Here is a 23,904-nt window from a genome sequence, read left to right as displayed (position 1 = left end):
GATCGGGCACCTCGTCATCACACCCCGCCACCACACCAACGAACACCACCTGCACTGGTCACGCTTCCGCAGACGCAGCCAGGCCAGAGCCCGCCACTCCCACTACAAACGCAGGGGCCAGAACCCTCAGATGCGGTTGCAGTACTAGTGCCGCATCAGGCAACGTTTGCCCTGTCGACGACGGTGCGTAGGCGCCGGTCGTCGGTATGGCGGTTTCGCCAGATGATGTAGCGGCGGATCATGCTGCTCTGTTCCTTGTGGGTGGCGTGGTCGGTGCCGTCGAGGGTGAAGTAGCGCAGGGCGGTGAACTGGGCCTCGATGCGGTTGAGCCAGGAGCTGTTGGTGGGGGTGTAGGCGATCTCGACGTTGTTCGTGGCGGCCCAGGTGCCGACCCGCTGGCATTTCTTCGTGGTCAGGTGCGGGGAAAAGTTGTCGCAGACGATCGCGATGCGGGTCTCGGGCGGGTAGAGGGTGCGCAGGTAGCGGCAGAACTCCAGGAACTGCGTCCGCCGCTTGATCGGCTTGACATGGCCGTAGAGCTTGTCTTTGGTCAGGTCCAGGGCGGCGAACAGGTGCCGTACTCCGCCGTAGCGGTTGTAGGTGGCCCGGCGCCTACGGCGGGGTTCACGGTCGGGGTCCTTGTGCCTGCCGCCGCGTTCGGCCCACTGCCGGCCGGGGTGGGGCATTAGATTGAGCGGCCCGAACTCGTCCATGCAGAAGACCACTTCGGGTTCGTCGTCCTCGGGTACGACCTCGCCGTCGGCGATCGCATAGAGGTGCTCGACCCGGGCCTTCTTGACGGCGTAGTCGGGGTCCCGGGACGTTTTCCAGGTCTTCAGGCGTTGAAAGGAGACGCCTTCCTCGCGGAGCAGGATGCGCAGGCCCTCGTGGCTGATGTCGTCGACCACCCCCTCGGCGACCAGGAAGTCCGCCAGCTTGGTCAGACTCCAGGTGGAAAACGGCAGGCCGTGCTCGGTGGGCCGGGACTTGGCGATCTTCTTGATCTCACGGCGCTCGGGCAGCGTGAAGGTCTTCGGCCGGCCGCCCTTGTACTTGGGGTAGAGAGAGTCGAAGCCATCGGTGTTGAAGTTGTGGATCACATCGCGGACCCGGTCGTCGCTGGTGAACGACACTTCGGCGATTCTCGCCACGGGCATGCCCTGGGCGGACAGCAGGACCATCTGGGCCCGCCGCCAGGTCACCACCGATCCGGTGCCCCTGCGGATGATCCGCAGCAGCCGCCGGCCCTCGTCATCGTCGATCTCCCGGACCTGTACTCGTTCTGCCACGTGAACAGCATGGCGTGTCCGCGCCGTCCGGACCGACACCCGGACGGCGCGTCACAACAGGGCGAACGTTGCCTGATGCGGCACTAGTTGACTCGTCATGGTCACAGGGTGGGGGTACGTGCTGCGCGTGGATCCGTTCCATGTCAGTACGGCTGCATACCGACCCCTTCGGCGCCTCCGCGCGCTTCCGCGGTTTTGAGCTGGATGTTCGGAGAAGGGATATTCTTGGGCCGGGGGCCGGACGAGAATCCCGGCCCGATTACGGCGGGCCGGGATTCTCTGGCATGCGCATCAGGCGGTTGCTGGTTTTAGTAGTCGCCGAAACCTCCGCCCTCGCCCCTCTCGTCGTGGTGGCGCTTGATGACGCGGAAGCTCGCGACGACTCCGTGCTTGACCTTCACTCCGTCATCCATCTTCTCGTGGTGCTTCTTCTTCTCGTGGTGCTCGCCCTTCTCCCAGTTCTCGTCCTCGTCCTTGCCGGGGCGGATGTTGCTGGCGGAGCTGTAGCGGCCGACGGTGGCGATGGGGGCACCGTTGTCGCACACGGCTCCACGGAAGACCTCAACTTCGTTGCGGCTGTCGTTGCGAATGTTGAAGCTCTTGGCGCCCAGGCCGCTGACGACGGTGATGCAGCCGTCGGGTCGGCCGGAGTATTCGCGCTCGTTGATGTGGACCCGGCCCTCCTCGTGATGGCGCTTACCCCCGTGCTCGTTGCCGCCGCGCTCGTTGCCACCGCGCTCGTTTCCTTCATTGCCCTTGCCCGTGTTGCCGCCCTCGCCACCCATGGGGGCCTGGGCAGGGAGGGCGACCGGGGCCACCTGGGCCTGGGGGGCGGGGACCGCGGAGGCGTAGGTGATACCGGTCGCGGTCAGTGCCGCGGCGGCCGCGACGGCCGTGGCGATCGCGTGGGAACGTGTCATGACCATGTTGCTTCTTCTCCTTCTCGGACTCAGAGACAGTCTCGCTGTGACATCCGGTGCATGACCGAACGTACTGACACCCCCTATTGCTGTCATATCGAGCAAATCTGGATCCCCGTTTTGATGGGCCGATCGGGTCTGAAGAGCTTCCTCATGCCGCCCGACGAGGAACTGATTCACCGTCAAAACCGCCTTGAGCATGGGTGGTTAAAAGATAATTAGCCCTTGCGGGTGATCTTCTGACGTCTAGTCACCCGCTGGCAGTGGGAAGTGTCGGCAAGTCGCTGCTTGACATGTGGCCTGCCTAGGTTCCAAGGAGGCCGAACGACGTCGCCGAAGCGGTTGCCGCCCGGGTCGCCCGCTCCCGGTTCCTCTACGAGGACGGTCACCGCTACGTCGTTCTCATGAAGGGATCCGTCCTGCGCTACCACACGGCTGACCCCGACACCATCAAAGGGCAGCTGCGCCGCCTCCTGGCCGTGACGCCGCTCGCGGGCGCTGCTCGACCAGCACGCTGCCGACTGAACGGCCTCCGCCTGCGGACCGGGGCCGCACCAGGACGCTCGCGAGCCGGCAGAGGTGCGGTGGCGGTCACGGCTTCGGACAGGGACGGTCCGTGAACGTAGGTGGTCGCGATCCATGGCGGGTCGTCGTCGGGGCCGGCGGCCACCACGGGTGCGGTGAACGCTCCGCTGACCAGCTGTTCCGGGGCGTTTCCTGGCCAAGGTCCCGCTCAGGCCCCCTCCGCGTCGCCCGTCGGCGCCTCCCACCGCTGCATGGACTCCTCGATCAGCCGGTTCGCATGGTTCCGCGCTTCGGCCAGGAACTTGGCGTAGTAGCAGAAGAGAACCCGGATGCTTTGTCCGGCTCGGCGCGCGCACTCGGCGCGGTCGGCTCCGGAGGCCAACCAGAACGAGATGCCGGCGTGGCGCAGGTCGTGGGGGCGCTTCGCCAGCTCAAAGGTGTGCGCGTCAAGGGTGAGAGCGACGTCACACGCTCGCCCCCGGGTGACGCCGTACGCCGCGGCATCGATGCAGTTCCCCTCGGCTGGGCGACGGTCACGATGATCCTCGGCGTGGTCGTGGCGACGTTGCTCGGCACTCTGTGGCTCGGCCGACGGCTCGGACTGAGCGGCGACCAGCCGCTGCTGGCGGCGACGGCTACGCGATCTGCGGCGCCTCGTCGATCGGCGCGGTCAGCAGTGTGCTCGGCCGTGAGGGGCACGACCGGAGCCAGAGCGCCGAACAGCACGGGAAGCCGGGCCGGACGGCAGGGGCGGCCGGGGCCACGGACCACTCCGCGGACGTGGCGACCTCTGTCGCTCTGGTGACGCTGTGCGGCACGCTCGCCATCACGGTGGGTGCTGCCGCTGCTGAAGCACCCCCTCGGGCTGGACCCGGTCCAGTTCGGCCGCTGGGTCGGGGCGAGCGTGCACGACGTGGGGCAGGTGGTGGCCACCGCGCAGACGGCGGGGCCCACCGCGCCCGGTGATGCGGTGCTGGTCAAGCTGATGAGGGTGGCGATGCTCGCACCGCTCGTTGCTGGGGTCTCACTGGTCGAGCGCAGGCGGCGTGCCCGGTCGGGCGATGGTCTCGCGGCCGCTCCGGTGCGCGGCCAGCGCCCCGCCGTCGTACCGCTCTTCGTGGTCGCCTTCCTGCTGATGGTGGGGCTGCGCAGCACCGGGTGGCTGCCCGGCGGCCTCTTGAACGCCGCCGACCTCGTCCAGGAGATCCTGCTCGCGGCCGCCCTGGTCGGTCTCGGAAGCGCCGTGCACCTGCCGACCCTGGCCCGCTCCGGCGCCCGTACGGCCGCCCTCGGGCCGGGCGCCTGGATCGAGGTCGCCGGGGCCTCGTACGCGGGAGTCCTGCTGACGACCTGACCCAGGGCCCACGTCGGCACCGCGCTCCTCGGCCCCGGAGCCGGTCGGCGGCGGCCCCTGTCGGCTCCGGGGTCCGGTGACGGCGGGCTACCGCGTCGGGTTCCCGGGTCCGGCCGACGGCAGTTGGATACCCCGTCTACCGCCGGGCCGGTCGGCGGAGGGGGAAGGCCCCGCTCTGACCGACCCGACCATGCCAGACGCCGGGCGGACGCAATGGATTCCGCGACGGCACCCATGTCCACGACCCCGCGGAAACTTCAGTGGCGGCCGGCGCGACCGCAGCACACCGGGCATCCGGGCGAGTACTGCGGCACCAAGTGCCGGCAGGCAGCCCACGCCGAACGCCACAAAGCCCCGCCACACCCGACACCTTCGACTTCGATCACGCCCTCTTGCGCGAGCTGGACGCCGCATGCCGGCCTCACCCAAGCCGGTCCCGTGGGACCAGCGGTCGGAGGGTTCGCAGGGCCTCTTCCGGGTCGGGGACGGAGACCGCCAGCCGACTGAAGGGCGCACTCCGGCGCAGTTCCATGCACAACACCGGTGTGTTGGCCCGTACCCACGTGAAGTCCTGTCCTTCCTGGAGCTGCCGGACACCGGCACACAGCTGTCCGGGGATGCAAGTTCCCCGATCGTGCTCACCTCGAAGCGCACGCCACCAGTCGGGCTCGACATGGATCTGGCGCAGCGCCGACACCGGAACCCGCACATTGCGGTGGCGTGCCGCCGCTTTCTCCAGCCAGGACAGGCGTACGACGATTTCGGCGCTCTTGATTACCACTCGTGCCACGACATCTCCCGTTCGATGGTGGGGGTTCTCACTGGGGTGTCGTGATGCTTCGGACCTTGCTCGAGGCTCTGCTCGTGCCACTGATTCTCTCCTCCAGTCTGACACTCCTGAGGCAGCCGTCGCGAAGCAGGAGCACCCTCGCGCCGCTCCAGGCCGTCACAACTGGCAGGCATGTTTTCGATGGATAGGGGCCCTACTCGACGAGCGGCTGGGCGGCAGAGGGGCGGCCTTCGCCGGTTGGTCCCGCGGCGGCCCACTGGGCCAGTTGTGCCCAGCCGTTTCAGCCCCCGTGAGGACGATCGCCGCAAGCACGGACTGCAGGGATCTCTGCGGTCGGTCCATGTCATCCGCACCAGCGAGGCCTACGGCCCCGAGCCTTCGGCCGACGAAGTGCGCGTCGACGCGGGCGGCCCTATGTAAGGTCCTGCCCCGACGCCGGCGGGAGAGGGAACCGGTGATGAGATGCCTTCTGATCAACGCTCGCTGTTCGTGGGTGGAGGCGGTCTGTCACTGAAAGCAGGTCTGCCCTCAGCTGCGCGAGGTGGCGCGCAGGCGCAAGCCGACAGGTGCGAGACCTTCCAAGGTGGTGACCCTGTAGCCGGGTTCCGTTCCCGGCGGCTCGCTCAGGTGGTAGCAGCGGGCGGTCTGCGCGGTCAGGAGCGTCAGCATCGCCATGGCCAGAGCGACTCCCTCGCAGCCGTGCGGGCCGGTACCGAAGGAGAGGAATACCCCGGGTTTCGTCGGCGAGCCCGAATCATCGAGCCAGCGCTTGGGCTGGAACTGGTCCGGATCGGAGTGTTCCCGTGCGTCGCGGTGGGCGGTGTAGGGGCAGATGAGCACGGTGGACCCGGCGTCGATGGTGTAGTCGGCGAGCTGAGTCTGTCGCCTGACACGCCGGGTCAGTAGCCAGCTCGGGGGGTACAGGCGGAGCACCTCGCGCACCAGTGCCTGGGTGTATTGCAGGCTGTCGAGGTGGGTGCTGGTCGTCGCGGCCGGGTCCGCGGGCAGCAAGGCGGCTTCGGCCGCGACGCGGCCCGCTGCCTGGGGGTATCGGGCCAGGTGGAGCAGAATCCATCCGGCTGCCCGGGAAGGTGTCTCGAAGGTGGCGACGGTGATTCCTGGGAGAGGGTCGAGGATGGCCTCTTCCGGCAGTAGGCCATAGCGGGAGGACGGCCGGAGCATCTGTCCCAGCACGTCGTCACCGAGCCGGCCCGATGAACGGCGTCGGCGGACGATGGGCCGCAAAGCGTCAACGAAGGCGACTTGCTGCCGTGTGCGGAACCGCCGTGCCGGTGTGGGGACCCAGCGCGGCCATACCCAGCGCGAGGGACATACGAGCACCTCCCGGGCCAGGAAGAGCTGTGCGGCAAAGGGCAGCAGGGTGGGAGCGTCTTCGGAGAAGAGGTAGCGCACGCCAACCTCTGCCAGGGCGTGCCGGACCGGGGGCAGAATCTCGACGTACTGGCCCGTGGGCCACTGGTCAGCAAATTGAGCGGTCCTGGGCGCTATCTCACCGATCCGGGCTGCAACCGCCTGCGGGCGTAGTCCGCGCATGCGGGCGGCGTGAGCGTGCGCACGCTCCTCAGGCGTCGGTGCTCGCCGCTTCAGCGGCGGGAAGAGCGGCGAGGGTGGCTTGGGGAAGTCCTGCGCGCGGTGCAGAACTGCTTCACACGGCCCGGCCGTAGCGGCTACATAGACACCCGGCTCCAGTTGCCAGACGTCCCCGCACTCAGCAGCGCCACGGCGCGCCAGCGCCAGCCGGTCGCGGCTCCAAGCCGCGAAGCTGCCTCCATGCAATCGCGGCGGCTCATTCATTCGGCCCATGGGATCGCCCCTGAACTCTCGTACCTTTCCAGGCCGAAAATCGTCGGCACCACAACCAGGAGCCTGCGGGCGCCCGGGGGCTCCCGCAGGCAATGCGGTCAGACCCGATCGTCGCCGCCTTACGTACCCCAGTCGTGTACCCCGTACGCACCGTAGTGGCGGGTGAAGGACAGCTTGCCGAGCAGCTTCGCGATCATGATGCACTCCTCTCGCCTGTCTTCAGCACCAAACGCCACATACGACATTTTGCCATACATGACACATTCGGAGCATCCGGACGGGCCAACGCCGCAGATGCAGGGGGAAAGCGCATGGAGCTGACGATCGTGGTGCAGAACCTCGGGCTCGGCGGCCTGCGTACCGGGGCGGGGAATCCGGACCATCGCTGGCCGCGGCTGGCCGGGCGCATCAACGGCGCGGCCGAGCGGGTCGGTGCCCGGCGCGTCGATACCGTTCTGTGTCAGGAAGCCGCCGACTGGGACAAGTTCGGCCACCGGCAGCTCGGGGTGGCCATGCGGGACCTGGACCTGGACGCGATGCCGATCCCGCCGTCCCGCTCCGGTATCCCGCCGGCGCACAGAGTGCCGAGCAGCAGGTCTCACCGCATCAACAACTGGCCCTTTCGTGGCGCATGCCCTCGTCCAGGTCGAACAACGACAGCTGGGCGCCGGGGTGCGGGCGTTCACACCGCACGTTGATCCGGGTGCCGGCGGGGTAGCCGTCCGGGTCGACCATGCCGGTCAGCTCGGCGACCTGCGCGCCGTGGCGCAGGGAGCCGTCCTGTTCCAGTGCGGAGTGCCGGACCCGTTCGGGCAGGGCGCGGATCGCGCGACGGACCGGCTCGGTGACGTGGTGCCCGACGCGTTTGCGGTGAGGGATGACGAGCCGGTGTTGATGTATGCGCCGTCACCGAGGACGGTCACGCCCTGGTAGATGTCGGCCAGTCCGGAGTCCCGCCATGCCTTGGCGTCCGCGATGTTGCCGGGCACCGGACGGGCTGCTGCGATCACGAGTTTGGTGTCGGCGTCGATGACGACCTGCACGTTCACGGAGAAACGATAATTGTCTGAGGAGGCGCCAACTTCCTGGCCGCGGACTGGGATCAGGGTGCCGTCCACGATCCACAGCCGTTCCACGGCGTCGGCGGGGCGGGTGGCCGGCTCGATCGCCAGGAGCAGCCGTAACGGCTGGATGACCCTGCACACGGTGATCGGCGAGCAGCAGCGTGCGCCACCTCCGGCTCAAATATCCAGCACCGCTGGAAAGTCCAGCCGCATGTGGCCCTCGCGGTCGCGCTCGGGTGCTCGGTTCTACCGGGACACTCGCCGACTCAGCCCGTGAGTACGCCGACCGCATCCCACGCCTGGAGTACAGCATCCCGCTCCTGCGGTCCGTGGGCGTCGGCGACGACCGCGGTCAGCCGTGCGAAGGACGAGAAGTCGGCGTCGCTGGCGAGCATGCCACTGGTGAGCGCGTCGTACCAGATACGGCCGGCGCCATCCCAGGCATGGGGGCCAAGCTGGGTGGCAGCGACGTAGAAAGCGTGGTTGGGGATGCCCGAGTTGATGTGCACGCCGCCATTGTCGGCGAAGGTCTGTACAAAGTCGTTCATGTGGGCAGGCTGCGGATCCTTGCCGAGCTCATCGTCGTCGTACGCGGTGCCGGGCGCCTTCATCGAGCGCAGCGCGACACCCTGCACTCCGGGGCGCAGCAGTTCCTCTCCGATCAGCCAGTTGGCTTCCTCGGTTGTCTCGCCCCTGGCGTACTGCTCGACCAGGGACCCGAATACGTCGGACAGGTGCTCGTTCAGAGCTCCGGACTGGCCCACGTATGTCAGGTTTGCAGTGTATTGGGTGACGCCGTGGGTGAGCTCGTGGCCGATGACGTCGGGGGACTGAGTGAAGTCGCCGAAGATGCGCCCGTCACCGTCGCCGAAGACCATCTGCTCGCCGTCCCAGAAGGCATTGTCGTAGTTCCGGCGATAGTGAACGCTGGCGTCCAGCGGGAGGCCGGCCCCGTCGATGGACAAGCGGGACAAGGTCTGCAGATAGAAGTCGAAGGTGGCTCCAAGGCCGTCGTAAGCGTGATTGACCGAAGTGTCCGGTACCTCGGCCTCACCCTCTCCGCGTATGCGTCTTCCGGGCAAATCCTGCCGGTGCTCGACGTCGCAGACGGTGCGTTCGGAGTGGTTGGGGCTGCGCGTCGGCGGGACGGCGGTCGGGCCGATCTCTGCCGTCAGCCTGCGTTGGACGCGTTGTGCCGCGTCCAACGCAAGGGTGCGGCGGGCAGGCTCGTGCACGACCGGGTCCTCAGCCCGGGCCAGCCGGTTGAGCAGATGTGGTGGCACGATCGCACACGGCGGCGTGACAACGGACCTGCGCGAGGAGCCTCGGATGTCGTCAGTCATGAGATGTGCTCCGATCGATGCTGTAGCGCACCTCATCCGCCTGCTCCCGCCTTTCGCAGGTGGTGGTACGCATGCCGACACCTGAAGTGGCGGACGAACAGCACCAACGTCGCCTGGTCCGCGACCCTTGTGTCCACATCAAGGGAGTCCCGTAAGAACAGTGCTGCCGGTGTCAGATGCTGGTGCGAGCCGTCGATGCCTGCGACGAACGTAAGGCGCTGCCCCGTGATACTGGGTACGTGACCCACTCAAGGAGGGCGACGGGATCAACTACCTGAAGAGCACGCATACCCGCCTTGAGAGGCCACGGCGCGAGGACATCTTCATGTCGAAGGTGTGCCGAGCATGGAGTTCTCTTCCTGGCGGAGAAGACGCTTCCGGTTTCAACGGGCGATCCCTTCGCGCGCGTGCTACAGCATCAGTTTCCGCCCGTCACCAGAGACCTGCAACTCAGCGTCCAGCAGCTCCGGCCGTCGCCCGTCACTACACGGCCTGGTCTCGTCGGGAGAAACGGCGTGGCGGATCTCGTGCGGGGTCCGCGCGTCGGCCCGATGTCCTTCTTCACGATTTCGTAGGTGGCCTTGGCCGGTTCGTTCTCGTCGTCGACCATGATCGCTACCTTCATGGCGGGCCCCCGGGTTCAGCACCGCGCAGCGGCCCTCGAAGGTCGTCAGCGCGTCCGATATCGGTGACGGTCAGCCAGTGTGTGACGAAGGACGAGGGGCCCCGATCCACGCGCACGTCCCACTCGATCTGCACGGTGCCGATCACCTCACGGGTCACCAGGTCGACGACCGGCCTGAAAGGGTCGGGCCACCTCGCGACTGGGGCGGCGGACCACTCATGTTTCGCGGCGCGGGCACTGGCAGCCCCGGTTGCGGAGCATTCGGGTCAGAGTAGCTTGGAATTGACGAACGCACTCTCATCCTGGAGGTAGGCCATGGCTCTCCAACTGTTGCGGCGTCGTATGCCACATGGGCTTGTCCTTCTCGGCAACGGCCGTCTGATCCGCGGCTTCAGCGGCGGCCTCTACGACGGTCACGGATATCTGTCCTGACACCGTCCACAAGTCGAAACACCGTCCACAAGTCGAACCGAGTCCGCCGCAGAATCGCTGCGGCGGGCTGATCCATGGAGGATGTACGGTGGCTGCTGACACTGATGCCCTGGTAGCCATGGAGCGGATCCTGTCACCGCATTGCCGTGTCACCCGGATGTCCGACGGAGCGCTGATTGCGGACTGGCAGCGGACCCGTTTTCTTGGAATGGCGACTGCGGACATTCAGAAGTTCGCTGACGGAAGCTCTGAGGAGTGCGCCGAACTCGTCAGCGGTCTCAACCGTGCCGGCTGTGTGCGGGCCCGCCGACAGGAGCATTCGGACATCGAGATCGGGCTTTGGCTGCGCGTTGTGCACCTGCTGATCCGAACCCTGGGGTTCGGGCGCGTCCTTCGCCTCCTGTCCTTGGCAGCCCCGGACTATGCACGTACCGACCCCGCCTCCGCGGAGGATGTCGCACGGCTGAAACGAGCGGTGCAATCGCACGGCTGCAGAAGCTGGTTCGTCAACGACGACTGCAAGACCGAGGCCGTGACGGCTTTCGTCCTGCTGCGGCGGCGCGGCCTGAAGGCCGTGCTTCACGTCGGTGTGCGCGAGCACCCGTTCGCCTTGCACGCCTGGACGTCTTCGGCCGACCTGTGCATCCCTGCCGCCGATCCACACGGGCACGCGTTCACGCCGGTTCTCTCAATCAACGGCGGAGGACAATGATATGGAAGCTCTCCGTCTCGAGTGGGCTGGGAGCACACCGAAGCTCTCGGTGGTCGGGGCCATGACGCGGCAGGGGCTCGTGACGACGGTCTCCTCACGAGCCGGCACCGCAGTGGTCGTCGGCTGGGTCGGCACGGTCCGTGACCGCGTGGCGGGTGCGCGCGGCCTCCTCGACGACTTCGGCCGGCCGGGAGCCTCACCGCGTCTGCCGACCGGCGACTACGCCGCTGTCCTGGTGTGCCGCGACCGCATCCTGCTGATACGGGACGAGCAGGCACGCATCCCCCTGTTCTTCAGGGAGTCCGGTGGCCGTGTGAGCGCGGTGAGCACCTCGGCGCTCCGCCTGGGCAGCGGAGCAGAGCTGGAACGTCGCTACTTCTGCCGGTACCTGACCGGGAACATGGCGCAACCACACTCGGAGCTCACCCCCTTCGCCGGGGTACATCGGGTCCTGGGCGGCGAGGTGGTGGAACTTTCGGTCACCGGGAAGATGCGCGGCAGGTCGCTGCGCCGCGTCCGCCAGGCGCACGACCCGCCGATGCCGACAGCAGAGAGCCTCCGCCTCGGCGGCGCCGCGAAGGATCTGCGCCTCGCGCTGGAGGCTGCTGTCGGACGCCGTATGGGCACGACGACGGCATGCCACGTCTCCGGCGGCACCGACTCCACCAGCATCGCGTTGCTCGCAGCACGCCTGCTGATTGCGGAACAGGGCCACCCGAGGGACCTTGTCCTCCTCGCCGGGCGCTTCAGCAGGGGGGAACTGGCTGGGGAGCAGCCGTACCTCCACGAGGCAATGGAGGAGATCCGCCGTCACGCACCCGCCGCCCGCCCGGTGATCGTCGACGTCGACGACGTGGCCGACTTCGACGACTTCCAGCACCACGCGGGAGACCCGGACGAGCCTCATCCACACGCCTTCCGCGCCCCGTTCTGGAGCAGGCTTCATGCCGCGGCGGCGGAACTGGGCTGTGACACCCTCGTGACTGGCTGCGGAGCCGATCCGATTGCGGACGCCAACCCGCTGCACCTGTACAGGCTGGCCCGCACAGGACAGCTCCGGCAGATGACGAAGCAGGCACGTGCCTGGGCCGCGGGCAGCGAGCGGGGCTTGTGGGACATCGTCTCCGCCTATGTCGTGCAGCCGGCTCTTCCGCTGGCAGCCGAACGGATCACAGCGCACGTCCACCGCCGCGGAACGGTGCTCGGCGGCCTCGGCAATTTCACCCGTCCCCGATGGCTGCGATCCGGATTCGCGCGGGCTCACGGCTACCATGAGGCCAGCATCGCGGAGAGCCGCTTCGTATTCGGGCGCAAGCCGGAACAGTCGCTCTACGACGCGGCCAACTACATCGCCGCTCCCGACCCACTGTCCTGGCGCCGCGCACGGCAGGACGGATTCTTCCTCTCCCACCCCTTCCTCGACCCGGAGGTCATCGCCACAATGCGCCGCCTCCCCGCCGAAGCGACGTTCCAGCCAGGCCGCCCGAAGGCGGTTCTGCGCGAGGCCATGGCGGATCTGCTCCCGCCCCGGATCCACAGCCGGGCGGTCAAGATTCCCTTCAACGAGCTCTACGCCCACGGCTTGCGAACACACGGCGACGAACTCATCGACCTCTGCCGCTCCGCGAAGCATCCACTGATCGCGGAGATGTTCGACGTCGAGATGTTGTGCCGGGCAGTGAGGGAGGCGCAGCTCGGCATAGGAGACTCCTACTCCTGGGATCGTATGAACAGCTCTCTCGCCCTCGTGGTGTGGCTGGAGCGATTGGACCAGCGCCCCGACGCGCACGATGCGGCCGTGCCGGTCATCGCTGGTCCTTGACGTTCCACAGCGTCCGCTCGATCGGGCCCGTCAGGGATGTGACGAGACCGTACCGGCGCTCCACCTCGCCGAACTCCGCTGCGGTAAGAATGCGGTCTTCCTCGCCATTTCGCGTGATGGCTTCCAACAGATGTGCGCCATGTGGGCCGAACTGCCAATAAACAGTAACGTAGCGGGGGTCCCTCGTATGCTTGTCGATCGCGTTGTTCTCCTGCACCCTGCCGCGGTAGATGACGTAGTCGAATTTCTCCTTGTCCAGCCACTGGGGCACCTTGCCGCCGCTCCAGGAGTACCCGTTCGGAACCAGCTTCTCCAGGCCGAGCCGGTCCTTGCGCGCGAAGCTCGCAGTGGAGTAGAAGGCCAATTGGTCATACGGCGTGTCGATGGGCAGTTGCAAGATCGTCTGGGTGACGATCTCCTCGCCCGCCTCGATCCAGGTTCCGGCGGCAGCCCATGGCTGGGCCGCCACCAACTCGCCGGGCTGGTGGATCTCCCGGCGGGAGAGCGGGTGTTTCTCCTCGAATTTGCCCCACTGCTCGGCATCAGCACGCCACTGCTCGCGGAGCCGGTCCTTCGCGCTCAGCGGCACCTTTTCTCCCATGGCGTGGACCTCGGTGCCGAACACGTAGAAGCCCACATCGCTGTGGTTCGCGAGACTGATGGTCACCGGTACGGCAAATGCCTTACGGTCCTGACTCAGCACAGGCTGCCCCACAGTCATCTTGACGACGGGCTTGGCTCCGCGCTGGCTCGGCTGGTAGAGGTCTTCGTAGCCGAAATTGGCCATCGCGAGAGCCGAGGAGACGATCACTGCCGCGGCCACCCGCTTCGGAGCGGGGATCACGACCGATGTCCGGTACACCGCGATGGCAGACCACGCGGAACCCACCGTGAGCAGGCCCCACAGCACCTTGAAGGCTGTGGAATCGCCGTCCGCGAGTGTCTCGAACAGGAGCAGGAAGTTGGCCAACAATGCCGCGACCGTGCCGATCAGCGCAACCATTCCCGAGTAGGGAAATCTGTTGCGGAACCAGTGGTCCAGGACCGAGACAGCGCCCAACAACGTGGTGAGTGCGACCAGAATGAGAATGACACCGGTGATACGACCCGCGTAGGTCAGGGCCCCGCGGACGTTCTCGATGCCGAGCCAACCCAGCAACAGTGCCGTCAGGAAGAGGACCAGCACGATCACTGTCGCAGCTGCGGGTGACCGCCCCGTGCTCGTCGGCCTCCGTAGCTGCCGCAGGCGCGAGCCGATGTCGGACAGGGAGGGAGTCCTCACGTGAACACCTCCTGACGCCGCAGGCCGTGCGCGATGTGCCGACGGTGACCACGACCGGACACACCCCAGCCGACCGGGAAGAGTCCCGCCGGCCGGCACGGGCGTACGCCAACAGGACCCACTGGGTGTCTCCTTCGAGTGTCACTGGGGCACTGCACGGGTGAAGCGCCGTCTGACGAGCCCCTGTCGGCTTCCGGTGGCGCGTTACCTCACTGTGGCGTCGCGTCGCGGATCCTCCTGTCCCCGCAGCGGATCCAAGAGACCTGGTGCTGCGCCGGGGGCTCGAGCACCATGGTTCCCGGTGATTCGTCGGATCACCATCCGGATGCCTCCGGACGGCCTAGATGTTCTGTTCCGGGAGGTTGTGGACGGGTGATGCAGGTCTCGGCCGAGGGATCTGGAACGGGTGAGGGCCTTTCGGGTTCGGTGTGGATTGCGGCATCCCCACCGAAGGGCCGCCTGGACATCGCGATGACACTCGTCGGCAGCCCGCGCATCATCTTCCTCGACCAGCCGACGACCGGCCTCGACCCGCGCAGCCGCCACAACACCTGGCAGATCATCGGCGAGTTGGTCTGAGGCGTCGGCGCGCCAGGCCTCCAGCGACGGCACTCGGCGCGAGCTGCGCTCGATCCTCGACCGGCCGGACGCCGCGGGCATCGAGGCGGACGAGCTGACCGTACACACCCCGGATCTCGACGATGTGTTCATCGCGCTGGCCGGTGATCTCAACCAGCCCGAGAAGGAGGCCGTCCGATGAGCTCCCTGTCCCTCCCTGTCCCTCGCCATGCGCGACTCGACCACGATGGTGCACCGCAATCTGCTGTACGCGCGGCGCTGTCTGGCGCTGACCCTGAACGCGGTCCTGACATGCCCGCCATCGAGACCCTGCGCGGCCTGCTGCTGGGCAGCGGGATCGGCCACAACGGGTGGCTCACCGTGGTCTGGTGCGTGGGTCCGGCCGTACTCGACTACTACCGGTCGAGGTCGCTGTTCAACCGCGAGACGCGGTAACCCTAGCCCGGGCTGAATCACCCGCAGCCCCGACCTTCCCGGGGCGGATTCTCCGCCCCGGGACACCCCGCGGTCGCGCAGCGCCCTCCGTCCCGCCGGCATCGGCGTCCCGTCACCACGGACGCCGCGTGCTTTACTGCGTTCTGCTTGTTATGTCAAGAAATGAGCTTCTGCCGGTGTTTGCGTCCGGCGGCCAGGCGTCGCACCCGGATCCCGGTCAGCCCCGCTTCGGGATCCCGTCCGGGACGGCCGTGCCCTGTGCGAAGCTGTACGCGGTGAACGGCGGGACGCACTACCGGGTCTGGAGCCACCTGGCGAAGCCCCAACGGAGGACGGGGACTTCCTCGCAGTGAAGTGAAAACCGGCGGGCCCCGAGGTACGGGCCGGGGAGGCCTGCGACAGTTCACCCGTTCAGTTCCGCCGGTCGTCGGCGCGGGCCTCGGCAGCGGTCTTCAGATCGTGCAGCCATTCTTCGAGGCCCCGGCGCAGGAGTTCCGTCGCGGTCGGCACGTCCGCGTCGACCTGGGCACCGGAGTGGGCTTCCTCGGTGCTCACACGGACGCCGCCCTCGACCGCGGCAAAGTTCCATACATGGACGCCGTCGATGCGTAGCCCTTGACCGATCGCGGGGCCGATCCAGCGGATGCACAAGTGGGGCATGAGCTGCTCGACAGTCGAGGTGATCTCCAGCTCGGTCGCCGAGTCGCGGGGTTGGGGGGGCCGGGATTATCCACCAGAACGCCGAGCCCTTCCGGAAGGGGCCGCGGTCGAGGCGTTCCGCGGTCTTGACCGAGTCCTGCCAAGACGGCCAGCGCGCCACGTCCGTCTGCAGTTTCCAGTCGGTGCGCAACGGCGCGTGGATCACGGTCTCGGTCCTGTGGCGAAAACGCGCGTCGGGATCGACGCCGTCCCCGGGCGGACCACGTCGTACCGCAGCGCATCGACGTCAGCAGCAAAGGCCCTGAACTGCTGCAGCGTCGCGTCGATCCCCCGCTCCCCCTGTCCGTCGTTCTGCCACACAGTGGCCCCGCCCGTGCACATCGCCCGGCACCCGGCGAAGTCGTTCACCTCCAGACAGCGCAGAATCCAAATCGTCTGCCGGTTCAGCCCGTTGAAGGTCTGGTAGCCCTCGGTGAATGGCGGCGCTCATGGGGCCAGGGCTTAGAACTACCACTTCGACCTGGCCTTCGTCCTCCAGAACGGCACCACCCCGGACATCGACGTGATCGAGGTGGAGGCGTCCACCGACGACGGTGCCACCTGGCAGCCCACGAAGCTCAAGAGCAAGAGCGACGGCAGCTACAAGGTGTCCGTGAACAACCCGGCATCGGGCTACGTGTCCCTGCGCGTCAAGGCACAGGACGCCGGCGGCAACAAGATCGAGCAGACCCTGATCAAGGCCTACGCCGTTCGCTGACCCGCGCGGGCAGCCCATTCCTGACCGCGCCTCTGGCACAGGGTACGCCCTTGTGCCAGAGGCTCCCCTTTGTACCGGCAATCAAATATCTTGCCGTTTCTCCGCGTTGCCGAGATCAGCAGCTCGAAAAGACTGGACATTTGCGAGATTTCTGACGTCCGCATCAGCTCGCTTGATGCATCACATCATCGGTGCGGCTCCAGATCAGCGAACGCGGGACCGGAGATGTCCCTTCTGACGACCGCTTTGGCGTTCCCACGCCGGGTTTCCGACCGATTGTCGTGGCGGGTTTGCGTCATGGAAGAAAGCCGCCACTGCCAAGCGGTTGCCCTCGGTCGGCGCAGACCCCGAAAGTATCTGCCGAATGAATGCAGCAAGTACTTCTTTCTCGCGATGAGTAGGAGACGCTCATGCATCCCCCGCACCACTTTCACGGCGAACCCGAAACAACGGCATCTCGGAAGGTCTTGCGATGAGGCGTCTCAGGCGACGGTTGGTCACCGCGGCCGTCGGCATGACCGTCCTCGGGACGGTCATGGCAAGCACCGCGGCGAACGCCTCCAACCCGACTCCGGCTCCGTCTGCCCCTACTTCCCTCAATCTGCCGGCTTCGGTCAGCGACAGCATTCTCCAGGCTGCCGCCGGAAATCGGGCGAACCTGTCGCTGACGCTGGTCACCGGCGACAAGGTACAGATCGGCCTCACCAAGGACCGGAAGCCGGTCGTCCGTGAGATCGTGCCCGCGGCGCGGCCCGGGAACGAGTCGGTTCTCTTTCACACCGTCACCAGGAACGACCAGGTCTACGTCGTTCCGGAAGACGCGTTGTCGCTGCTCCGTGCCGACGCGCTGGACTGGGAGCTCTTCAACCTCGCCAAGCTGGCCGATTGGGCGGCCGAGGGCAGGACCGGCGAGGTCCCGGTGATCGCCACGTACACCGGCAAGACCAGCGCCCGGACGGCGACAGCCCCCACCGGTACGACCGCCAAGGCCGTGCTGCCGAGCATCAACGGCCGCTCGATGACCATCAAGGGCAACGGTCAGTGGTGGCGAGAGGTACGGAAGAAGAACACCGGCAAGTCCGCCTCCCTGGCGACCGGCCCGCTGGCCGGGGTGGGGAAGGTGTGGCTGGACGAGCTGACGAAGCTGCAGCTCGAGCAGTCCGTACCGCAGATCGGCGCGCCCGCCGCCTGGGAGCGCGGATACGACGGTTCGAACGTGAAGGTCGCGGTGCTGGACAGTGGCATCGATGCCACCCACCCCGATCTCGCCGGCCGGATCGCCGAGGCGGTCGACTTCACCAACAGCCCGAGCGGTACGGTGGACCAACACGGACACGGTACCCATGTGGCGTCCACGATCGCCGGCACCGGACAGGCCTCCGACGGGCTGCGTCGCGGTGTGGCGCCCGGTGCGAAGCTCTCCATCGGCAGAGTCTGCGGTCCGGACGGCTCGTGCGCCGGCTCCGCGGTCATCGCCGGCATGGAGTGGGCCGCCAAGTCCGGTGCCGACGTGGTGAACATGAGCCTCGGCGGCGCGCCCTCCGACGGGAAGGACCTACTGAGCACAACGGTCAACACGCTCAGCCGCACCTACGGCACCCTGTTCGTCATTTCCGCGGGCAACGCCGGCCCGGATGCCGAGACGGTCGGGGCGCCAGGTGCCGCCGACGAGGCGCTGACGGTCGCGGCCGTGGACAAGAGTGACCAGATGGCCCGCTTCTCCAGCCGCGGACCCCGCGTCGGGGACGGCGCGGTCAAGCCGGACATCTCGGCGCCGGGCGTCGCCATCGTCGCGGCCCGCGCCAAGGGAACCGGGATGGGCAAGCCCGTGGACGATTACTACACGTCCGCCAGCGGCACCTCCATGGCCTCGCCCCATATGGCCGGTGCCGCGGCGATCATCGCCCAGCAGCACCCGGACTTCACCGGGCGGCAGATCAAGTCGCTGCTGATGGCGACCTCCAAGGACCTCGGGCACGACCTGTTCGCGCAGGGCGCCGGCCGGGTGGACGTGGCCCGCGCGGTCGATCCGAAGATCATCCCCGACGGAAGCCTGAGCTTCGGCCGAGCCGAATACCCGCACTCGCCGGTGTCCAGGACGGTCACCTACAGCAACTGGACCGACGAGCCGATCACTCTTACGCTTTCCGCCTCGGCTTCCTACGCGGGCAAGCCCGCAGTGGAGGGGCTGTTCACCCTCAGCGACGACCAGGTCACCGTGCCCGCCAAGGGCTCGGCCGATGTGACGGTGACCATGGACGGCAGGGTGGTGGACAGTTCCGGGCAGTACGGCGCATACACCGGCGCCCTGACCGCCAAGGACAGCGCGGGGACACTGCTCGGATCATCGCGGATCTCGACCTATGTGGAGCCGATCCGCCACAACCTGAACATCAAGGTCATTCCTCCGGCCGGCGCCACCGATGTCTCGTACGGCAGCGCGATAATCGTCCCGGTCGACGAGGACAAGCTGGGCCTGTACGAAAAGCCGCTGACGGTACCGGGCGGCGAGACGATCAAGGCACGGGTTTTCGGCGGCACTGTCACGGCGGCCCTCGGGGTGACGTGGCGGGACGCGGCCGGCGACCTGAACATGGCCGCACCGATGGTGCCGGAGGTGGAGGTCACCGGGGCGACCACAGTGGAGCTGGACCTTCGGAAGGTCAAGCCCATCAAGGTGAACACCCCGGAGCGGACCGAGACATACACGGCAGCCTTCAAGACCCAGCGGAACTCCGTGGACGGAGGCTGGGGGATCACGGCGTCGTTGGGCACCGAATACGGTCCCAGTGAGCCGAACTGGTGGGCACTGCCGACCGCCGGCGAGGTCAGCCTCGGCACGCTCGACTTCTTCAGCCGGCATGTCCTGGTACCGCCGTCGGTGACGATGAAGGTCAGGGGGCACGGCGACTCGTTCGACCTGGACGCCCGCTACGCGACACCGGACACCACCATCAACGGCGGGGGCCAGAGGTGGACGAAGGACGGGAAGCCCGTATCCACCCTCGTGCGGTCGGCGATTCCCCGACTGCCCATCAACGGGAAGAAGCCCGTCGTCTACGCGGGCACCGGCTCGGCCGAGGAACTCGCCAAGGTCGATACCAAGGGTGCGCTGGTGCTGCTGAAGCCGACCGACATCTGCGAGACGACCTGCGACTTCACCGCACTGCGTGAGCGAGTGGCGGCGGCTGCCGCCGAGGGCGCGGTCGGGGTGCTGGTGACCGGCGAAACCGATCGGGTCGCCCTGCTGAAGTACGAGTCGTTCCGGCAGTACAGGTGCGAGAACGGCCCCGACAGCTGCCCGCCGGTCGCCCCCTACGCAGCGCTGCCGATCGTGACCGTACCCCCGGCCCAGGCCGCCACGCTGATCCGGCGGATCGAGGGCGGAGCGAAGTCCGGCGTACAGATCGAACTCGGCGGCAGTCGCGAAGTGTCCAAGGCCTACGCTCTGGCCTTCGACTCCCCCGGTCGGGTTCCCGGCAACCTGCCGTACCAGGTCCAGTCCGAGGATCTCGACCGCGTCGATCACCGCTTCCACGCCGACAAGCCCGGCGCGATTCCCCACTTCAGCTGGAACCGGATGACGAAGTCCGGCCCGGTGACAGAGGAAGGCATGCTGCCCAAGCCGGACAGTCAGCGGCAGTTCACCACGTTGGTCGGGCCGCGGAACGACAACGCGATCGACCGCTTCGAGATGTCCGTCAGGGACTATCTCGCGCCGTCCGTGGCAAGTCCGTCTGGCCCGAGCGAAACTCAGGACCTGGTGCTCGGCAAGAAGAACACGATCGACTGGAACGAGGGTCCGTCGCTTCCCGGCGCGGTACCCCAGGTCCGTACCAAGTCGGGCTTCACCGCCGACACCGGCCTGCCGTGTGCCGGCTGCCGAGAGGGCGACCGCTTCTGGCCCACCCTGTACCAGACCAGCGGCGGGGGCGGTCGCCAGGCCATGATGGGCATGCTCAACGACACGGGTATCGCCCATTTGATCTACGGGATCCAGGCCTGTGAGCCCCCCGCCTGCAAGGTAGGCCTCTTCGACGACGCCGGCCACGAACTCCAGCAAAAGCTCAACCCGGTCGAGTTCGCCTTCCAGCTCGGCGAGCCCGGCAACGCGTCGGACCTGGCGTCGAGGAGCGGGCGGTGATGACCGAAATGGGAAAGGAGACCGCTCCGATGAACGCGGCCGCGCCATCGAGATGGCGCCGGAAGGTGAACCTGGCGGCGTCGGCAGCCGTAGCAGTGCTCGCGCTGGCGGGGTGCAAGGCCGACGTCATCTCGTACGACCTGCCTGCGGAATCGGCCCGCTACACGTTCCAGACGGAGACCAACGGCGCCAAGACCATGTGGGAGTACACCTCCGACCGGCCGGCCAAGTCCGACACGCCGACGTCACAGCCGTGCATCGCGGACGTCGTCGTCAAGGATCCCGGTGCGTGCCGTCCCGAGCCGTTGATCTTCCTGCGGTACGACCTGGGCCTTGGGCTGGACAACACCGCCAAGGCCAACGGGCTGCACCCCATCACCGTCACCGGCTACTACCAGGATCGGCTCAGCACGCCACCGACCGTGACCGAGTTGCGGGCGGAGGCCAGCTTCGACGGTGGCAAGACCTGGAAGTCGGTGAGCACCAAGGCCGATGGGAAGAACACCTTCACCGCGCGCATCAAGCACCCGAAGCGTGACAAGGCACCCGAAGGAGTCGCACTGCGGATCACCGCGACCGACAGTGCGGGGAACAAGGTGAAGCAGACCATGCCCAAGGCGTACAGGCTGCGCTGAGGTGAACCGATGAAGCGGTAGACCGACCCGGAGGGGTCACGGCCGGGGCGAGACGTGAGGTTCGCTCCGGCCGTCTCTCGCGTTTCCGGCGAGCCCTCGCCGGATGCGGACGAGGGCAACGATCGCAGAACGTCTGCGATCAACTGCTCTGCACACACCGCTTGATCAGGCCGTTGGGCCGGTGCCGCTTGTACCGGCCCACGGCACACCACGGTCCGCATTCCGGTGCCCTCTCCCCCTGATGACACATCGAGGGCGGCTGGCACCTCCATGACACGAACGCCAGGCCGAAGTTCCGAAGGACAGACGGAGAAGCATCATGCTGTCAGACGTGCTGGGACTCACCCCCGAAGAGGCAGACGCCTACCGGACCCTGGTCTCGGTAGCCTCCGCCACTCCCGCCGAACTCGCCGAGCTCGTCGGCTGCGACGCCCGCGAGGTGGTGCGCGTCCTCAGCAGGCTCGAAGGCCAGGGGCTCGCCGCGCGCAGCCTCGGCAACACCGCTCGGTTCGTCGCGTCCCCACCGGCGGCGGCGCTGCGGGCTTTCCTGGTGCAGCGACAGAACGAACTCAAACTGGCGGAACTCGAACTCGACACCCTCGACGAAACCTACCGCGCGGCCACCCTCGGGCGCGGCGTCGCGGAAGTCGTCGACGTGATCCATGGCACCGAGGCCATCCGCGAACGCGTCGGGCACATACAGCTCGGCGCACGGAAAGAGATCATGAACTTCGCCAAGGCGCCGCTCTTTTCACCCGGCAACATGACCGACGACACGGTCATCGAACGCGGCATCCGTTACCGCGTGATAGTCGAACACGCGTTGTTCGACGGGGGAGGCCCGTCGTTCGGCGAGATCGCCCAGGCGCAGGCATCAGGAGAAGAGGTCCGGATCGCCGACACGGTGCCGCTGAAACTCTTCATCGTGGACCGTGAGTTGGCCATTGTTCCACTCCTGGGTTCGGCCAACGCCGCAAAGGCGGGAGCCCTGCTCGTACACGAGAGCAGTCTGCTCGACGCGCTGATCGCACTGTTCGAGTCCGAATGGGAGAAGGCAACACAGTTCGTAACTTCCGCAGGTGCCTTGCAGAACGCGCCCGCCATCGACGATCTGGATGCACAGGTCCTCAGCCTGTCGCTGACCGGCCTGACCGACCAGGCGATCGCCACCCAACTGCGCACCTCCCTGCGGACGGTGCAGCGCCGGATTCGGCACCTCATGGACATCGCGAAAGTGCACAATCGCATGCAGTTGGGTTTCCATGCGGCACGGGCGGGATGGCTCGAAGCCGAGCAGAACGGCAGTGGAAGGACATCCTGTCTCCGGGCCGTACCACCGGCGTCGGCCACGACCGCTCGGAGATCCGCCGGATAGCCGTGATGGTGGCTGTGGGGCCTGCCCCTGGAGGACCGGGTGCCGCTCGTCGCGGCGTATGGTCGTCGTGGTCGGCCGACCACTACCCGGCAACCGCAGCGGCTGCAGGCATGGTCGGCAACCGGCCCGAAGGGCGCTGTCGGCAGCACGATGCCCATACGGACGGCGGGCATCCCGGCACCGGCCTGGTGCATCCGCACCGCCGCGCGAGATCCACGCTCGACTGCGACAGCGGAGACTTCATTGACAGCCGCCTTCCTGGGCCGGCGGTCTTGGCGGCTGCGGCACTCCCGGCAACGTGTCGACGAAAGGCATCGAGCCCTCTGCGGAGGACATCGGGCTCCTCCAGCTCGCCGACCGGTCGTGAATGCCACTCCAGCCAGTCGCCCTTGTCGTTGGTGTGGCTCTCAGTCGGCTACCGGCCGCAGGCAAACGGGCAGCGCGACGTGTCCATTGCCGATCAGGGTGGGCAGGGGCTGCAGTTCCTCGGCGGGTACAGCGAGTTGGGCGTCGGGAAAGCGCGTGAACAGCTGCCGCAGGGCGGCGGCGACTTCGAGGCGGGCGAGGGGGCACCGAGACAGAAGTGGACGCTCGGGAGGTTCACCCGGTGGGTGTCGGCCGGTGGTGCGCCAGGGCCCGCGCCACCAGGGCGGCGGGCTCGGGGCGTGCCTGCAACGCCTTCAGGATCAGCAGCCACCACCGGTGCAGCCGGTCGGAGAGGTCCTCGTGCTCCGTCATCTCCTCGGTGAGGTCGTACAGCCCGAAGAACGCGCACACCAGGGTCTTGGCGGTGCCCGACGGCTCGACTTCGTCGGCCAGTTCGCCCTCGGCACGCGCCTCGGCCAGAAGGCGCGTGACGGCGGCCGTCCAGACGGCGAAGGGCGTGGGTATGGCGACATCGATGGTGCGGCGCTCAGCCCACAGACGCGCCCAGGCCCGGGCCATGACATCGTCGCGCAGCGCCTTGGCGACATCGAAGCTGAGAGCTACCAGCTTCTCCAGCGGCGGGATCCCGGGGGCGGCATACCGGTCGGCCAACGACGTCCAGGCTGCGAACTGTTCGCGTACGACCGCCAATGCCAGCTTCTCCTTGCTGGAGTAGTGGAAGTAAACGGCCCCGCTGGTGCGCCCCGAAAGGTCGCTGATCTCATTGATGCTCGTACGTGCGTACCCTCGTTCAACGAAAAGGTGTGCTGCGGCTTCCAGTAGAGACCTTCGGGTCGCGCGCGCCCTGTCCTGCATGTGTGTTCCACCTTCGTTCGTCAGTTCTCATTTTCCTGATCCGGAAAGTCGTGCGCCGCGGCGCACTGACGGCGCTCCGCACCATTAATGCGTGG

The 23,904-nt window shown here is 67.3% G+C and carries 17 protein-coding genes and 6 pseudogenes; 10 read left to right on the top strand and 13 right to left on the bottom strand.

Features of this window, described 5'->3' with window-relative positions; all coding sequences use genetic code 11:
- Positions 1-155: 155 nt before the first annotated feature.
- Together ACWCQ6_RS26390 and ACWCQ6_RS26385 are read right to left on the bottom strand one after the other, a co-directional pair.
- Positions 156-1,289, bottom strand: coding sequence for an IS630 family transposase (locus ACWCQ6_RS26390; protein WP_451093187.1), 1,134 nt, complete (start codon positions 1,287-1,289; stop codon positions 156-158).
- A gap of 308 nt (positions 1,290-1,597) precedes the next feature.
- Positions 1,598-2,209, bottom strand: coding sequence for a hypothetical protein (locus ACWCQ6_RS26385; RefSeq protein ID WP_451093185.1), 612 nt, complete (start codon positions 2,207-2,209; stop codon positions 1,598-1,600).
- Positions 2,210-2,529: 320 nt separating this feature from the next.
- On the opposite strand from ACWCQ6_RS26385, the pseudogene ACWCQ6_RS26380 reads away from it, so the two are divergent.
- Positions 2,530-2,712 (top strand): annotated as a pseudogene (locus ACWCQ6_RS26380) (Scr1 family TA system antitoxin-like transcriptional regulator); the annotation flags it as partial.
- Positions 2,713-2,942: 230 nt separating this feature from the next.
- On the opposite strand, the gene ACWCQ6_RS26375 reads toward ACWCQ6_RS26380, so the two are convergent.
- Positions 2,943-3,116 carry an integrase gene (locus ACWCQ6_RS26375; protein ID WP_451093183.1) on the bottom strand — a complete coding sequence of 58 codons (174 nt, stop codon included), beginning with the start codon at positions 3,114-3,116 and terminating at the stop codon, positions 2,943-2,945.
- 123 nt (positions 3,117-3,239) lie between these two features.
- On the opposite strand from ACWCQ6_RS26375, the pseudogene ACWCQ6_RS26370 reads away from it, so the two are divergent.
- Positions 3,240-4,088, top strand: a pseudogene (locus tag ACWCQ6_RS26370) (YeiH family protein); the annotation flags it as partial.
- 421 nt (positions 4,089-4,509) lie between these two features.
- Here ACWCQ6_RS26370 and ACWCQ6_RS26365 read toward each other — a convergent pair.
- From ACWCQ6_RS26365 to ACWCQ6_RS26335, 7 genes and pseudogenes are all read right to left on the bottom strand, one after another.
- A complete protein-coding gene (locus ACWCQ6_RS26365; RefSeq protein WP_451093181.1) occupies positions 4,510-4,878 on the bottom strand; it encodes a hypothetical protein in 369 nt (122 codons plus the stop codon).
- 528 nt (positions 4,879-5,406) lie between these two features.
- Positions 5,407-6,432 carry a cytochrome P450 gene (locus ACWCQ6_RS26360; RefSeq protein ID WP_451093179.1) on the bottom strand — a complete coding sequence of 342 codons (1,026 nt, stop codon included), beginning with the start codon at positions 6,430-6,432 and terminating at the stop codon, positions 5,407-5,409.
- Between the two features lie 389 nt (positions 6,433-6,821).
- The gene (locus ACWCQ6_RS26355) at positions 6,822-7,196 is read right to left on the bottom strand and encodes a hypothetical protein (protein WP_451093177.1); all 375 of its coding nucleotides are present in this window, start codon (positions 7,194-7,196) and stop codon (positions 6,822-6,824) included.
- 112 nt (positions 7,197-7,308) lie between these two features.
- Positions 7,309-7,437: a hypothetical protein gene (locus ACWCQ6_RS26350; protein ID WP_451093194.1), complete on the bottom strand. Its 129-nt coding sequence runs from the start codon at positions 7,435-7,437 to the stop codon at positions 7,309-7,311.
- A 66-nt stretch (positions 7,438-7,503) separates the two neighbouring features.
- A pseudogene (locus ACWCQ6_RS26345) lies at positions 7,504-7,919 on the bottom strand (transposase); the annotation flags it as partial.
- A 113-nt stretch (positions 7,920-8,032) separates the two neighbouring features.
- Positions 8,033-9,109, bottom strand: a complete 1,077-nt coding sequence (locus ACWCQ6_RS26340; protein ID WP_451093175.1) for a M4 family metallopeptidase — start codon at positions 9,107-9,109, stop codon at positions 8,033-8,035.
- A 418-nt stretch (positions 9,110-9,527) separates the two neighbouring features.
- Positions 9,528-9,719, bottom strand: coding sequence for a hypothetical protein (locus tag ACWCQ6_RS26335; protein ID WP_451093173.1), 192 nt, complete (start codon positions 9,717-9,719; stop codon positions 9,528-9,530).
- A gap of 535 nt (positions 9,720-10,254) precedes the next feature.
- On the opposite strand from ACWCQ6_RS26335, the gene ACWCQ6_RS26330 reads away from it, so the two are divergent.
- Together ACWCQ6_RS26330 and ACWCQ6_RS26325 are read left to right on the top strand one after the other, a co-directional pair.
- Entirely contained in the window at positions 10,255-10,878 is a 624-nt protein-coding gene (locus ACWCQ6_RS26330) for a lasso peptide biosynthesis B2 protein (protein ID WP_451093171.1), read from the top strand.
- A gap of 61 nt (positions 10,879-10,939) precedes the next feature.
- The gene (locus tag ACWCQ6_RS26325; protein ID WP_451093169.1) at positions 10,940-12,700 is read left to right on the top strand and encodes an asparagine synthase-related protein; all 1,761 of its coding nucleotides are present in this window, start codon (positions 10,940-10,942) and stop codon (positions 12,698-12,700) included.
- On the opposite strand, the gene ACWCQ6_RS26320 is transcribed toward ACWCQ6_RS26325, so the two are convergent.
- Positions 12,684-13,892 carry a hypothetical protein gene (locus ACWCQ6_RS26320; RefSeq protein ID WP_451093167.1) on the bottom strand — a complete coding sequence of 403 codons (1,209 nt, stop codon included), beginning with the start codon at positions 13,890-13,892 and terminating at the stop codon, positions 12,684-12,686. The genes ACWCQ6_RS26325 and ACWCQ6_RS26320 overlap by 17 nt on opposite strands.
- Positions 13,893-14,432: 540 nt before the next feature.
- Between ACWCQ6_RS26320 and ACWCQ6_RS26315 the strand changes: the two are divergent.
- Together ACWCQ6_RS26315 and ACWCQ6_RS26310 are read left to right on the top strand one after the other, a co-directional pair.
- Positions 14,433-14,742 (top strand): annotated as a pseudogene (locus ACWCQ6_RS26315) (ABC transporter); the annotation flags it as partial.
- 95 nt (positions 14,743-14,837) lie between these two features.
- Positions 14,838-14,996: pseudogene (locus ACWCQ6_RS26310) on the top strand (ABC transporter permease); the annotation flags it as partial.
- Positions 14,997-15,407: 411 nt separating this feature from the next.
- On the opposite strand, the pseudogene ACWCQ6_RS26305 reads toward ACWCQ6_RS26310, so the two are convergent.
- Positions 15,408-15,909 (bottom strand): annotated as a pseudogene (locus ACWCQ6_RS26305) (SRPBCC family protein); the annotation flags it as partial.
- A gap of 309 nt (positions 15,910-16,218) precedes the next feature.
- On the opposite strand from ACWCQ6_RS26305, the gene ACWCQ6_RS26300 reads away from it, so the two are divergent.
- From ACWCQ6_RS26300 to ACWCQ6_RS26285, 4 genes are all read left to right on the top strand, one after another.
- Positions 16,219-16,413, top strand: a complete 195-nt coding sequence (locus tag ACWCQ6_RS26300; protein WP_451093165.1) for a hypothetical protein — start codon at positions 16,219-16,221, stop codon at positions 16,411-16,413.
- A 472-nt stretch (positions 16,414-16,885) separates the two neighbouring features.
- Positions 16,886-20,557 (top strand): S8 family peptidase, encoded by a 3,672-nt coding sequence (locus tag ACWCQ6_RS26295; protein ID WP_451093163.1) that lies wholly within the window; start codon positions 16,886-16,888, stop codon positions 20,555-20,557.
- A complete protein-coding gene (locus ACWCQ6_RS26290; protein WP_451093161.1) occupies positions 20,557-21,192 on the top strand; it encodes a hypothetical protein in 636 nt (211 codons plus the stop codon). Before ACWCQ6_RS26295 ends, ACWCQ6_RS26290 begins: the two co-directional genes overlap by 1 nt.
- 319 nt (positions 21,193-21,511) lie before the next feature.
- Positions 21,512-22,567 carry a helix-turn-helix domain-containing protein gene (locus ACWCQ6_RS26285; RefSeq protein ID WP_451093159.1) on the top strand — a complete coding sequence of 352 codons (1,056 nt, stop codon included), beginning with the start codon at positions 21,512-21,514 and terminating at the stop codon, positions 22,565-22,567.
- A 600-nt stretch (positions 22,568-23,167) separates the two neighbouring features.
- On the opposite strand, the gene ACWCQ6_RS26280 is transcribed toward ACWCQ6_RS26285, so the two are convergent.
- Complete coding sequence (locus tag ACWCQ6_RS26280) at positions 23,168-23,809, bottom strand: ScbR family autoregulator-binding transcription factor (RefSeq protein WP_451093157.1); 642 nt, start codon at positions 23,807-23,809, stop codon at positions 23,168-23,170.
- Positions 23,810-23,904 lie beyond the last annotated feature (95 nt).

It is taken from the genome of Streptomyces sp. NPDC001880, from assembly GCF_053594575.1.
The sequence above is the reverse complement of the archived record's forward strand: the minus strand, read 5'-3'. Positions and strand labels throughout refer to the sequence as shown.

What these genes read in the sequence shown, in the direction of transcription:
- ACWCQ6_RS26340 (WP_451093175.1), bottom strand. Translation starts at nt 9,109, where the DNA reads ATGACTGACGACATCCGAGGCTCCTCGCGCAGGTCCGTTGTCACGCCG.
- ACWCQ6_RS26350 (WP_451093194.1), bottom strand. Translation starts at nt 7,437, where the DNA reads ATGGTCGACCCGGACGGCTACCCCGCCGGCACCCGGATCAACGTGCGG.
- ACWCQ6_RS26285 (WP_451093159.1), top strand. Translation starts at nt 21,512, where the DNA reads ATGCTGTCAGACGTGCTGGGACTCACCCCCGAAGAGGCAGACGCCTAC.
- ACWCQ6_RS26385 (WP_451093185.1), bottom strand. Translation starts at nt 2,209, where the DNA reads ATGACACGTTCCCACGCGATCGCCACGGCCGTCGCGGCCGCCGCGGCA.
- ACWCQ6_RS26290 (WP_451093161.1), top strand. Translation starts at nt 20,557, where the DNA reads ATGACCGAAATGGGAAAGGAGACCGCTCCGATGAACGCGGCCGCGCCA.
- ACWCQ6_RS26335 (WP_451093173.1), bottom strand. Translation starts at nt 9,719, where the DNA reads ATGGTCGACGACGAGAACGAACCGGCCAAGGCCACCTACGAAATCGTG.
- ACWCQ6_RS26295 (WP_451093163.1), top strand. Translation starts at nt 16,886, where the DNA reads ATGAGGCGTCTCAGGCGACGGTTGGTCACCGCGGCCGTCGGCATGACC.
- ACWCQ6_RS26360 (WP_451093179.1), bottom strand. Translation starts at nt 6,432, where the DNA reads ATGCGCGGACTACGCCCGCAGGCGGTTGCAGCCCGGATCGGTGAGATA.
- ACWCQ6_RS26280 (WP_451093157.1), bottom strand. Translation starts at nt 23,809, where the DNA reads ATGCAGGACAGGGCGCGCGCGACCCGAAGGTCTCTACTGGAAGCCGCA.
- ACWCQ6_RS26325 (WP_451093169.1), top strand. Translation starts at nt 10,940, where the DNA reads ATGACGCGGCAGGGGCTCGTGACGACGGTCTCCTCACGAGCCGGCACC.